This window comes from Streptomyces sp. SID3343 (genome assembly GCF_009865215.1).
In the GTDB taxonomy this organism is placed as follows: Bacteria; Actinomycetota; Actinomycetes; order Streptomycetales; family Streptomycetaceae; genus Embleya.
The window spans coordinates 1-11,406 of record NZ_WWJX01001245.1; the positions used below are offsets into that span (position 1 = coordinate 1).

The window sequence follows — 11,406 nt, forward strand, 5'->3', positions numbered from 1 at the left end:
CTAGTGCCGCATCAGGCAACGTTTGCCCTGTCGTGACGTGACGCGCCGTCCGGGATGCGCCCCAGACGGCGGGTGGACCGCGAGGCTGTGTCCGTGGCAGAGCGCGTGCGGGTACGAGAGATCGACGACGACGAGGGACGACGGCTTTTGCGGATCGTCCGCCGCGGCACCGGGTCGGTGGTGACGTGGCGGCGGGCCCAGATGGTCCTGCTGTCCGCGCAGGCCATGAGCGTCGCGAAGATCGCCGAGGTGACGTTCACCAGCGCGGACCGGGTCCGCGACGTGATCCACAACTTCAACGCCGACGGCTTCGACTCCTCACCCCCAAATACAAAGGCGGGCGCCCGAAGACGTTCACCCTTCCCGAACGCCGCGAGATCAAGAAGACCGCCAAGTCCACACCGGCCGAGCACGGCCTTCCCTTCTCGACCTGGAGCCCGGCCAAACTCGCCGACTTCCCGGTCGCCGAGAGGGTGGTCGACGACATCAGCCACGAGGGACTCCGCGTCCTGCTCCACGAGGAAGGCGTCTCCTTTCAACGCGTGAAAACCTGGAAGGCCTCCCGCGACCCGGACTACGCGGTCGAGAAGGCCCGGATCGAACACCTCTACGCCATCGCCGACGGCGAGGCCCTCTCCGAGCCCGGTGAACCCGAAGTCGTCTTCCGCATGGACGAGTTCGGCCCACTCGACCTCCAACCCCACCCCTGCCGACAGTGGGCCGAACGCGGCGGAAGACACAAGGATCCCGACCGTGAACCCCGTCCTCGCCGCCGCGCGACCTACACCCGGCCCCACGGGGTGCGGCACCTGCTCGCCGCCTACGACCTGAGCAACGACAAGCTCTACGGCCACGTCAAGAAGACCAAGACCCGCACGAAGTTCCAGGAATTCTGCCGCTACCTGCGAACCCTCCACCCGATCGGACCCGAATCGCGATCGTGCTCGACAACTTCTCGCCGCACCTGACGACGAGGAAGTGTCAACGCGTCGGAGACTGGGCCGCGGCCAACAACGTCGAGTTCGCCTACACACCGACCAACTCGTCGTGGCTGAACCGCATCGAAGCCCAGTTCACCGCTCTCCGATACTTCGCCCTCGACGGCACCGACCACCCCGGCCACAAAGCCCAGGGCAGCATGATCCGCCGCTACATCATCTGGCGAAACAAAACACGCCGCCGACGAACGCCTACGTCAGATCGTCAACAGGGCAAACGTTGCCTGATGCGGCCCTAGAGCACACGTTCCGGATGATCAAGCAGACGCTCGGCTGGACCCGGCCGAAGCTCCGCACCCCGGAAGCCGCCGACCGCTGGACGCGGCTGATCATCACCGCTCACACCCAACTCCGCCTCGCCCGACCACTCACCGAGGACCTTCGCCGACCCTGGGAACGACCGGCCGAACCGAACAGGCTCACCCTGGCCCGAGTCCGCCGGGGGGTTCAGGAACCTCCGCCCAACCTGCCCTGCCCGGCCCGAGTACCGAAACCGACCCGCCCAGGCCCGGGTCGACCACTTGGCTCAAAGAACCAGCGGCCCGCCACCCGCTACGACGTGGGCAAAACCATCAAACGCCCCGAGACCATCGTCGAACGCGACCAGGCCAGACCATAAAGCACAAGCTGAGCGGCTTCCCCGCCGTGATCGACCACTGCGCTCGCGTTTCGGCCTGGTTCGACGAACACATGGCCCCCGCGCCCACGGTCTGACCCGAGATGCAGCAGAGGCAGCCTCGTATGGCCGATGTGTACAAGGTGGTCGGACCCGGATACCGGGCACTGTCCGCCATGGTGGAGTTCCTCCACGACAGCCCCGCCCCCGACGACGTCCTGGAACTGGTCAGGCTGCGTGTCGGCCGGATCAACGGCTGCTCGGTGTGCGTCGACCTGCACGCACACCGGGCCGATGCCGCCGGGGAGACCAACGAACGGCTGTGGTCGGTCGCCGCGTGGCCGGATACGCGGTTCTTCACCGACCGCGAACGCGCCGCGCCGGCGCTCGCCGAAGCGGTCACGCGCATAGCCCGCGCCGGGACGGACGCCGAACTCCACGAGTACTACGCCGATCTCGGTGGGCCCGATGTCGACCAGCTACGGGTTTGTGAGGGTCACGATGACTCAGTCGGTGGTGTCCCAGGACTTCAGGAGTCGGTGGTGTCCCAGGACTTCAGGACCGCCGCGACGCTCGCCGCGGTGGACGACGCGCGGATCAACTCGTCGGCGAGCGCGGTGACACCGACCTGGGTGAGCTTGACCGACACGCCGCACGCCGAGAGGTAGCCGTGGGCCACCGCCACTGCCACCCGCAGATTCGAGTGCTCCAACCAGCGCATCCGGCCCAGGCTGTGCACGAGCGCCGCGGCTTTGGCGTAGGGGCCGTGGTAGACGTCCTGTCCGGCGATCACCGCCCGATGCCGCTCCACGGCCGCTACCGGCACCCCGTAGTCGTCCGGGGCCGGATCGTCGCGCCCCGCGCGATGTGCCACCTCGAGGATCCACGCCAGATCCACGCTCACACTCACCCGCGCGCCTCGATCTCGTCCAGGAGGTCGCCGTAGCCGTCCAGGACCTCCTGCGCGCCTGCGAGGAACACCTCGCGCAGACGTTCGTTGTCCGTGCGGATCAACTGTTCCACGTACTCGTTCACCGGTATGTGCCGCGTCTCCGCCGCCTGACGCGCCATCTCCGCCGCAGTCTCCTCCAAGCGGAGGTTCACCTGAGTCTTCGCCATACCCCGCAAGCTACCACCTGATAGCAACACGGGATCGGCTCGCCGACCAACTCGCGACGGCAGATGTGGTGGACGGCGACCCCGTCGTCGAGGCAGTGCGAGGCGGCGGTGAGAATACAGCCGTCGGGGAGCCGAGGGGACGACTCTTGTGCCACCGCCTGCGGGTTGTCCCGGCCACCGAAGCTCTGCCGGACGCGTTTGTCGAGGACGTCGTTCCACTCGCGCATGTCCTGTTCGATCCTCTCCCGCAAACTGCGATCCTCCCTGCGGTGCAGAAGGGGGACGAGGTCCGCAGCCTCGGACATGCCCGTGGTCATAGTTCCTGCCATGTGCGGCGGGCGGCCCCGGGCAGGGAGACGGCTACCTGTTGTCATCCTTCCGGTGGGGCGTCCGAGCGGCGACCCGACACCGACGGACCTCTTGCCCGAGGGGCGTCCGGCGACACGGCGCAGTCCCGGGTGTCCTCATCGCGGACCGCGGCGCCCCGGCGAGCCGCTTCGTCGTAGCCTGCGAACATGACCGACGCTCTTTCCCCGTCCCCGTCCCCGTCCCCGTCCCCCTCCCCGTCCCAGGCCGTCGAGCTGCTGCTGGCGGGCAACCGGCGCTTCGTGGGCGGCACTCCGCAGCATCCGAATCAGGACGCCGCGCGCCGCGCGCAGACCGCACCCGGCCAGCGCCCGTTCGCGGTGCTCTTCGGCTGTTCCGACTCACGCCTGGCCGCCGAGATCATCTTCGACCGGGGCCTGGGTGACCTGTTCGTGGTTCGCACCGCGGGCCACGTGGCGGGCCCGGAGGTGCTGGGCAGCATCGAATACGGCGTGAGCGTTCTGGACTGCCCGCTGGTCGTGGTGCTCGGGCACGACTCGTGCGGCGCGGTCGCGGCCGCCCGTGCCGCCGTGACCGACGGTGTCGCCGCCACCGGGTACGTACGCGACGTCATCGAACGCGTGACTCCCAGCATCCTCGCCGCCCGCGCGGCCGGTCTCACCCACGACGACGACATCATCGCCGAGCACATTCGGCACAGTGTCGGCCTCCTCATGGACCGCTCGCGAGAACTCGCCGAGCGCGTCGCCGCAGGACGGACGGCCGTGGTGGGCCTGTCCTACCGGCTGACCGACGGCAGGGCCCGACTCGTCACGGCCCACGGCCTGCCCGCCGAAGCGACGACCCCGAGCCCGGACGCCTGAACCATGACACCACCGGTGCGCCACGGCCGGGCGAGGCCGGCGCACGGACGGCTGGGAGCTGTCCGGCCGATCATGTGACTGTCGCCTGATCTGCTCGTTGTTCCCGTCATGGGACGGGAGAACGCGGCGATCCGTCGGACGCCGAGTGGGAGCGGTTGTGGCCGTTCCTGCCGGTGAGCAACGGCCGTTGTGGGCGGTGGCGTGATCATCGGCAGGTGCTCGACGGGATTCTTCACCCGGTTCGGACCGAGGTTCACCGGCGTGATCTGCCGGAGCGGTTCGGGCCGTGGAAGACGGTCTACGAGCGCCATCGGCGTTGGTCTGCCGACGGAACCTGGGAACTCGAGGGTGCGGCCGACGCGGCAGGGGAGATCGACTGGGATATGTCGGTTGATTCCGGCATCGTGCGCGCCCACCAGCACGCGGCCGGCACCCGGGTCGATCCACTACCGGCTCTCGCCGACTCGAAGGGGGCCGAGTCGCCGGAACACCAGGACGAAATCCTGCGGCAGAGCCTCGTCGGCCGGCTGGTGGAGGTGGCGCGGGAGGCGAGGGCCTGGGCCGTTCGCGCGGCGGCTTCACCGGCGAGATCCACCTGAGCGCGGACGGCCGTTGCCGCCCGCTGTCCCTGATCGTCACGCCGGGGCCGCGAGCCGACTGCACCCGGTTCATACCGGTGCCGGAGAAGATCCGAGTCCCCCGGCTCGGATTTGGCAGGCCCCGCAAGAAACCCGACAGCTTCGCAGCCGACAAGGCCTACGGCAACGGTCCTTGCCGCCAGTACCTGCGGCGGCGCGCCATCCGCCACACGATTGCGAAGATGGCCGACAGTCAAGCCGCCCGCCTGCGCAAAGGACCGCGAGGTGGCCGGCCACCGGTGTTCGACGAGGAGCGGTACAAGAAGTGCAACACCGTCGAGAGGGCCATCAGTAGGCTGTAGAACTCCTGCGCCGTCGCGACGCGTTGCGGCAAGCGCGGCTATGTATTCCTCGGCGCTGTCACCGCAGCCGCCCTCGTCGCCCGGCTCCGCACCTGACCGCGCGCCAGGACCTCAACTCACCGAGGCGCCCGGCGCCAACACCAAGCCCGCTGCCGCGAGGAAGTCCTCAAGGCTGACGACGCCGCTGCCGCTGCCGTCGTCTCATTCGGTCAGGAGTCCGGAGAAGCGGCGGTAGTCAGCGCCGGGCCGGGAGAACAACGCTGGTCAGGACGCGGATGGCGACACGAGCCGAAGGCCGTGACGCGGTGACGCGGTGACGCGGTGACGGTGATCATGCTCCGGTCAACGACGGTTACGTGAGGGGGAACGGGGAAGCCGGCGTCTCGTCACACGATCGGTGGCGGCGCGTGGTCTGTCGTGACCGTGCCGAAGGTGGGACCGCTCACAAGCCAGGCGACCCGACGAACCCAATCCAGACTCGCCGGCCGCCGACACAAGGCGACCACCGCCCTGCAACTCCTCACCCAAGCCCTCGATCTCCTCGCCGCGGGACAGGCACTCCCCCCGGCCGACCGGCGTCACAAGGACTTCTTCAACGCCGCTGAACGGGTTCTGCGCGACATTCGGAAACTGCTCTAAACGCCACCCGGGACACCCGATCCCAGCGATGACGAATACGTACAGTGCGCGAACAAGTCCGTCTGCGTATCCGCGCAGGCGGCCGGCGGATACGATCGGCTCTTCGCACTAACCCGGGGGTGTGTGATGGCTGAACGGTTCACAGTCGACTTCGAATGGCTGGACACGTTGATCGCCGCGTTCGACGGCTCGACGCAGGCGACGGACGCGGCGCTGGACGCACTGCACGAGACCGGGCCGATTCGGACCGGGCACAAGGATCTCGACAAGGCGTGCGACCACTTCAAGGGCAAGTGGGAGAAGCGGGTCAGGGACTTCCGGGGCGCGATCGGCGGGTTCCGGGGTGCGGTCGATCAGTCCAGGACCGCGTATGGCGCGACCGAGCGGCACGTGACCGGCTCCATGGCCCGACTGGCCGGCACCGTCCCGCCCGCCGGACCTGTCGACGCCGCCTCGCTACGCCCGCTCCTGGATCCCGCCGGCCCGCCCGTCCCCGAGCCGAGTCGGATACGGGAGGCGCTGGGATGACCTCGGAGCGGGAGTTTCCGGGGCTGCGCTTCGATCCGGCGCCAGGGCTGGTGCCGTCGATTGGGCTGCTGGGCGAGAAGGTACGCCAGGCCTGCGGGCAACTGGGTGCCGTGCGTGCGCAGTTGGAGACTGCGCTGCGCGATCCGGGGGCGTGGACCGGCGCGGCCGGGGGCTCCTGCCACGACGCGGTGCAGCACATATATCCGGAGGTCTGGATCATGCACGACGCGCTGTCCGGCGTCGAGCACACGCTGGGCGAATGGTCGTACCTCCTGGCGGAGTACCAGCGTTCCCGCACGACCTTGGAGGAGCAGGCGGTGGCGGCTCGGGCGTTGGTCAAGCAGGCGAAGGCCGACCCCGACGTGGAGATCGGGTTCACCGAGATCGTCGTTCGGTCGGATGAGGAGCGGGAAGCCTTGTTGACACGTCACGGGGCCGCGAAGCAGGCGCTGACCCGGGCACAGGACGAGCTCGATCGCGTCATCGACGCCGCGAAGCGCCTGAAGGAGCAGCACGACGAATCCGCAGGGGCGTTCGCCAAGCAGATCCGAGGTTTCGCCGACCACCTGCCGGACCGTGACACGATGACGCCGGCGGGCTCGAACATCATCCCCCCGTATTTCACGAAGCCACCGGCCGGTCGCGAAGACGTGGGGCCGAAACGCGAGTTCGACGTGAGCGACCCCTCCGCGAGGGACCACGCGACACGCTTGGCCGCCATGACCATGGTCGCCGCGCAGGACGCGTATTTCGACAACGACCGCGCGGCTTCCTACATGAAGCACTGGCTCGAAGGAGACGGACAAGACGTTCAGTTCGATGCCAAGGAGTTCGTGAACGCGAACCCCGGGTTCCAGGCGAAGCTGAACGAGATCATAAAAACCAAGGGACCGACCGGTAGTTTCGACACCGGCTGGCAGAACGGCACTGTGTGGGAGGACATGGAGAACGGCGAGGTTCCCAAGGAGCTACGGGACTTCTACTACACAATGAACGGTTATCAGTACCGGATCGTCGGGACGGACTTCACCATGGTTGACGGCGAGCCGGTCGGGCAGGTCCGCGTCGACATCTACAAGCGGTACAATTGGGGAAACCCCGAGGGCGGAGCGCCCAGGAACGACATCGAGGGCGTCCCGCAGAACGACCTGGCCCGCCTCAACGAGACCGGTCTCGCGCACGATTTCGACATCGTGGGCAGCACCACGTTCTATGCCGCTCCGCGTCCCGCCTGATGAACCGTCCCGACGCGGGCGCCGCGGAAGTAAGGGGAACGCGCAGGGTGATCCTCCTGGTGGCCGCGTTCCTCACCGGCATGGCGATCCTCGGCGGTGTGACGATCGCGGGGCTGTATCTCTACCTCCGGCACCCCTGGTCCCCCTCGCAGCACGATCGACGTGCCTACCCCGGAAGCGACGACATTTCCCTGAAGAAGTCCTTGCGGCTCACCGGAACCACGCTGCCGGAAGGAGCCGTCAATGTTCGTTATTACGTGCAGGGAAACATGATGGGGACGCTCTTGCAGCTCTCCTACCAGGTGCCCTGCCACGATGTTCCCGCCATCACGGCGGAAGCGAACACCACGATTCCGATCGCTGTCGACAGCTTGGAGAACAACGCGCTCCGATTCGCCAAGCGCCACGGTTGGAGCCCGGAGCACGGCACCACGGTCGCCTTCAGCGACGACCAGACCTGGAACACCGTGATCATGGTGCAAACACCGGCTACCGGGGATTGCTCCGTGTATCTCCGCGCCTTCACCTGACGCCGACACAGGCCCGCCGGCTCCGACGGCGGCGTTGATGCGCTCGATCAACGCGCCTTGCAGCAGCCGGGGTTGGGTGGCGTACGTGGGGTCGAGGCGGTGCAGGTCCAAGCGGCCGGTGTCCGGGTCGCAGTGGCCGGCCATGGCGTGCTCCGCGTACTCGGAGCACGCCTTGAGACGACGCACCTGTGGTCGGATGCGGGCCCTTCCGCGCCGGTAGCGGCGCGGTAGGCACATGCGGTGTGCCGGCTATCCCCGGGTGTCGAGGCTGTGTCGACCGTCCGGGTCGACGGTGGCCGCCTTGTCCTGCAGCGCTGGTGGCCACATCAGCCAGGGGCCGTGCTCCGCTCAGTTCGACGAGGGCCGCCTTCCGGCGGGGGTCGCTGCTCTGACGGGCGAGAACCTGGGAGAGATGCCGACGGGCCGCGTCCAGGGAAGCGGTGTCCTGCCGAGCCTCGGCCGGCTCTTCCTGTCTCTGTTCGAGCCACGCGGGCAGGTGGGATCGGAAATCGTTCTCGTCCGCCACGGCATTCTTGATCTCCACCGCGAAGTCCCGTACCCGGTCCTCCTCGAAGAACTGCACGCTCTCCGCCTCGTCCGCCGTCGGCACGGGACGATGGGGATACTTCGCCCGATACACCCTGCCATCGGGTTGGGTCAGGTAGATGGAATGGGCCTGTCGGCCGGACTCGAAACGGGCCCGGAGGCCGGCGAGCGGAATCGTCCCCGCACCGGACGAGACCACCGCGTGCTCGTAGAGCACGAGTTCGCCCGCTCGCCCCGTCAGCCGCACGCCCAGGCCCGGATCGCGGAGATCCTTCACCGCCCGCTTCAGCGCGTCCACCCGTCGGCCGTACTCGGTGCTCTCCCACCCGACTCGCTCCCGCGCGGCCGCCTCCAGCCTGCCGGACTTCTTCTCCAGCCCACGCAACTCCCGCCGCGCCCGGGCCAGATCCTTCCGATCGCCCACGTAGCGCGCGCCGAAAGCGAAGGCCCACCCCCCGGGATACCTGCTTCGCCTCCAGACCACGAAGGCCACACCGCCCAGCAGCACGAACACGACCACGCGCACACCTTCCACCCGCCCCTCCCGATCGTCGTCCAACGCACCCGATCTGTCATACCGACCAAAATCCGATGATGTGGACGAATCGACCAAGAAGGCAACCGCACGAAAACCCGCCGCGAAGGCCAGCCGGCCGGAGCGGGGACGCACGACCTGCCACCCACGCCACCGGCGTCCGGGACCCGCGCAGCGCAGTGGCGGGCCGGGGCGCCGGCGGTTTCCCGTGGCGTCGGGCGGAGATTCTCCCTGGGTCGACCGCGGAGCACCCCGATGTGGACCGCGACTGGACGTCCTCGATTGACGGCGTACACCAACCAATCAGTCGCTGGGTGTCCGGACTTGGCCGGTCGGGAAGTGCGGGCGGACGTCGCTCGACTTCGGGCTGTCGGCCAAGGCGGTGAGGTCGCCGGCCGTGACCGAGCCGCCGTGCTCGTCGATAACGGGGACTGACCCGGGCCCGGGAGGTGTGCAGTTCGACGGGCGGGGCCTGCCAACGGCTGCATCCGGTGTGGGTGTTGTCAGTGTTCCTGGAGGTCGAGCTTGGAAAGGTACATGGGGATCTTCGCCACGGTCCTCGTGGGGACCGAGGTTGTCTGCCGCGTGTTGTGCACCAGGTCTCGCACGATGAGCGTATAGACACCTCGGTCGTGTGCGAGCTCAGCCGTGTACAAGGTATTCACGGACGTGACGTCCTTCTCCTGTGCCTGTGTCACGAGGTCACGGCTTCCAACCATGCGCTTGTGCCCTTCACGACTCGTCCGGGTTGAGAACTCGGTCGTGCACGGTGTGGCCATACCTCTGCGGCACCGGGACGAGGCGCAACGGGGCCGCGTGTCCTCGATGCGCAGGGCCCCTGCGGAGAGCGGTACGTCGAGTACCGCCATCTATCGGTGTGCGCGATCGATCAGGGCTGCGAGGGAGTGGTCGCGGCGTTCGATCAGGCCGTCGGTGTAGAGCAGGAGGGTGTCGTTCGGGACGAGGCGAATCTCGTCCTCGTCGTAGGTGGCCTCGGCGAAGGCGCCCAGGAGCGGTCCGCTCGGCAGGGGCAGGTGGTGGGCGGTGCGGTCGCGGATCCACAGCGGGGGCAGGTGTCCGGCACGGGCCCAGCGCATGATGCGGCTGCTCGGGTCGTACAGGGCACAGATGGCGGTTGCGGTGACATCGTCGGTGAGGTGGTGGGTGACGGTGTTGAGCCAGGTGAGCAGTTGCGCGGGGCCGGCGCCGGTGACGGCGAGGCCGCATGGCCGAGTGGGACGCCCGGGCCGCGGTGCTGGATCGGCTGGAGGTGGCTGTGAGCCGCCGGCCCGGCCGACGTGTCCGGTTTCCCTCCTCGGAGGAGCTTCCCCCGGTGCCTGCCTCCGTGCCCGAGATCGGGCCGGTCGCGTTCTCCGCGCAATTCGACGACGGGATCGAGCGTCGTTTCGATCTTTCGCATCTGCCGTGTCCCCGGCTGGTGCGGCGCCTGGTGCGGGCCCTGGCCGAGATCGGCGGGCGGGAACGGGAGCAAAGGTCCGGGTTCACCACGGAGACCACCAGGCGGCAGATCGAGAGGTTCGTCCGTTTCGTGGCACAGGTGGAGGCGGACGACGCCGGGCGTTTCGACGTGGACGATCTCACGCCGGAACTACTCGAGGCATTCGAGCTCGAGCTCATAGCCGACCACCAGGACACAAACACCAACATCCCGTACGCGACGACGTCTGGCATCCTGCGGCTTGTCCGCGACGAGCATCCCGACGACTTCGACGCGGAACTGCAGGCCCGATTGGGCTTCACCGTGGTGAAGGCCACCGTCGAGCGCAGGCCGCTGGACGCGTATCCGACCCCTGTGTTCGAGGCCATCGAAGCCGCTGCGCTGGCAGACATCCGCGGGATTTGACGGCCTACGAGGAGGCCCGCGATGCAGGCCGCTACCGGAAGATCCGCCGACCGATTGTGATTTTCGATCCGGTGAGGCCGCACCTGGCTCAGTACACGACCGGCATCAACCGCGGCGAGAAGGTCGACATCCGGCTCCTCGGGCCGCGCGAGCGTCAGCGGGCGGCGAGGAGTGGGTGCCCCCCGGGCAGCGGCAGACCCGGCAGATTGGCCCGCGCAGCCTCACATACGGGATCTCAGCACGTCGATCTCACAGCCCGGCGCGGACGGGTCGAAGCCGTGCTCGATCAGCCAGCGAACTGCCGGCAGGCTTCGCAAAGACCACCACGCGTGGATCACGTCGACGTCGATGTCGGTGCCATAGCCGGCGATGACGTCGTCGAGGTGCTCCTCGTGTCCGAGCGTGAAGGTGGCGAGGTCGTACAGGGCATCACCCTGGCCCGCCTCGGACCAGTCGATGATGCCGGTGACCTCGTCGCCGTCGACGAAAACGTGCGCGATCTGCAGGTCGCCGTGTGTGAACGCCGGAGTCCACGGCCGGAGCGCGGCCTCGGCGACCTGGCGGTTGTGGGTGACCAGGTCGGCGGGCAGGAGGCCGTTCGTCACGAGCAACTCGCACTCGTCGTCGAGCTCCGCCGCCGGCGCGACGATGCTCCGCCCGGCCCGG

The 11,406-nt window shown here is 68.3% G+C and carries 11 protein-coding genes and 5 pseudogenes; 10 read left to right on the forward strand and 6 right to left on the reverse strand.

Annotation, left to right across the window (positions count from 1 at the left end; all coding sequences use genetic code 11):
* The first annotated feature begins 93 nt into the window (after positions 1-93).
* The 3 pseudogenes from GT354_RS56800 to GT354_RS55025 all read left to right on the forward strand — a co-directional run.
* A pseudogene (locus GT354_RS56800) lies at positions 94-1,226 on the forward strand (IS630 family transposase).
* A 7-nt stretch (positions 1,227-1,233) separates the two neighbouring features.
* Positions 1,234-1,617: pseudogene (locus GT354_RS55020) on the forward strand (transposase); the annotation flags it as partial.
* A 173-nt stretch (positions 1,618-1,790) separates the two neighbouring features.
* Positions 1,791-1,997, forward strand: a pseudogene (locus GT354_RS55025) (carboxymuconolactone decarboxylase family protein); the annotation flags it as partial.
* A gap of 146 nt (positions 1,998-2,143) precedes the next feature.
* Here the strand turns inward: GT354_RS55025 and GT354_RS38740 are convergent.
* From GT354_RS38740 to GT354_RS38750, 3 genes are read right to left on the reverse strand one after another with little or no spacing between them, the layout of a single operon-like run.
* Positions 2,144-2,524 (reverse strand): fic family toxin-antitoxin system, toxin component, encoded by a 381-nt coding sequence (locus GT354_RS38740; protein ID WP_161361062.1) that lies wholly within the window; start codon positions 2,522-2,524, stop codon positions 2,144-2,146.
* The gene (locus tag GT354_RS38745) at positions 2,521-2,733 is read right to left on the reverse strand and encodes a hypothetical protein (RefSeq protein ID WP_161361063.1); all 213 of its coding nucleotides are present in this window, start codon (positions 2,731-2,733) and stop codon (positions 2,521-2,523) included. Before GT354_RS38745 ends, GT354_RS38740 begins: the two co-directional genes overlap by 4 nt.
* Positions 2,715-3,038, reverse strand: a complete 324-nt coding sequence (locus tag GT354_RS38750) for a hypothetical protein (RefSeq protein ID WP_161361064.1) — start codon at positions 3,036-3,038, stop codon at positions 2,715-2,717. Before GT354_RS38750 ends, GT354_RS38745 begins: the two co-directional genes overlap by 19 nt.
* A 210-nt stretch (positions 3,039-3,248) precedes the next feature.
* Between GT354_RS38750 and GT354_RS38755 the strand changes: the two genes are divergently transcribed.
* The 6 genes and pseudogenes from GT354_RS38755 (at position 3,249) to GT354_RS38780 (ending at position 7,795) form a co-directional block, all read left to right on the forward strand.
* A complete protein-coding gene (locus GT354_RS38755; protein WP_161361065.1) occupies positions 3,249-3,923 on the forward strand; it encodes a carbonic anhydrase in 675 nt (224 codons plus the stop codon).
* Between the two features lie 155 nt (positions 3,924-4,078).
* A pseudogene (locus tag GT354_RS38760) lies at positions 4,079-4,959 on the forward strand (IS5 family transposase).
* A 336-nt stretch (positions 4,960-5,295) separates the two neighbouring features.
* Positions 5,296-5,502 carry a hypothetical protein gene (locus tag GT354_RS38765; protein ID WP_161361066.1) on the forward strand — a complete coding sequence of 69 codons (207 nt, stop codon included), beginning with the start codon at positions 5,296-5,298 and terminating at the stop codon, positions 5,500-5,502.
* Positions 5,503-5,628: 126 nt separating this feature from the next.
* On the forward strand, positions 5,629-6,030 hold the full coding sequence (locus GT354_RS38770) for a hypothetical protein (protein WP_161361067.1): 402 nt from the start codon (positions 5,629-5,631) through the stop codon (positions 6,028-6,030).
* A complete protein-coding gene (locus tag GT354_RS38775; RefSeq protein WP_161361068.1) occupies positions 6,027-7,265 on the forward strand; it encodes a hypothetical protein in 1,239 nt (412 codons plus the stop codon). The genes GT354_RS38770 and GT354_RS38775 overlap by 4 nt, the downstream gene beginning before the upstream one ends.
* Positions 7,266-7,312: 47 nt before the next feature.
* The gene (locus GT354_RS38780) at positions 7,313-7,795 is read left to right on the forward strand and encodes a hypothetical protein (RefSeq protein WP_161361069.1); all 483 of its coding nucleotides are present in this window, start codon (positions 7,313-7,315) and stop codon (positions 7,793-7,795) included.
* Here the strand turns inward: GT354_RS38780 and GT354_RS38785 are convergent.
* Positions 7,788-8,876 (reverse strand): hypothetical protein, encoded by a 1,089-nt coding sequence (locus GT354_RS38785; RefSeq protein WP_161361070.1) that lies wholly within the window; start codon positions 8,874-8,876, stop codon positions 7,788-7,790. The genes GT354_RS38780 and GT354_RS38785 overlap by 8 nt on opposite strands.
* A gap of 908 nt (positions 8,877-9,784) precedes the next feature.
* Positions 9,785-10,099 (reverse strand): annotated as a pseudogene (locus GT354_RS52995) (PP2C family protein-serine/threonine phosphatase); the annotation flags it as partial.
* 2 nt (positions 10,100-10,101) lie between these two features.
* Here GT354_RS52995 and GT354_RS53000 point away from each other — a divergent pair.
* Entirely contained in the window at positions 10,102-10,740 is a 639-nt protein-coding gene (locus GT354_RS53000; protein ID WP_202512777.1) for a hypothetical protein, read from the forward strand.
* Positions 10,741-10,961: 221 nt separating this feature from the next.
* On the opposite strand, the gene GT354_RS38795 is transcribed toward GT354_RS53000, so the two are convergent.
* A partial coding sequence (locus GT354_RS38795) for a phosphotransferase (RefSeq protein ID WP_161361071.1) occupies positions 10,962-11,406 on the reverse strand: 445 nt, incomplete at its 5' end.

Coding starts and splice junctions, on each gene's coding strand:
- GT354_RS38745 (WP_161361063.1), bottom strand. CDS start 2,733: ATGGCGAAGACTCAGGTGAACCTCCGCTTGGAGGAGACTGCGGCGGAG.
- GT354_RS38750 (WP_161361064.1), bottom strand. CDS start 3,038: ATGTCCGAGGCTGCGGACCTCGTCCCCCTTCTGCACCGCAGGGAGGAT.
- GT354_RS38755 (WP_161361065.1), top strand. CDS start 3,249: ATGACCGACGCTCTTTCCCCGTCCCCGTCCCCGTCCCCGTCCCCCTCC.
- GT354_RS38770 (WP_161361067.1), top strand. CDS start 5,629: ATGGCTGAACGGTTCACAGTCGACTTCGAATGGCTGGACACGTTGATC.
- GT354_RS38775 (WP_161361068.1), top strand. CDS start 6,027: ATGACCTCGGAGCGGGAGTTTCCGGGGCTGCGCTTCGATCCGGCGCCA.
- GT354_RS53000 (WP_202512777.1), top strand. CDS start 10,102: ATGGCCGAGTGGGACGCCCGGGCCGCGGTGCTGGATCGGCTGGAGGTG.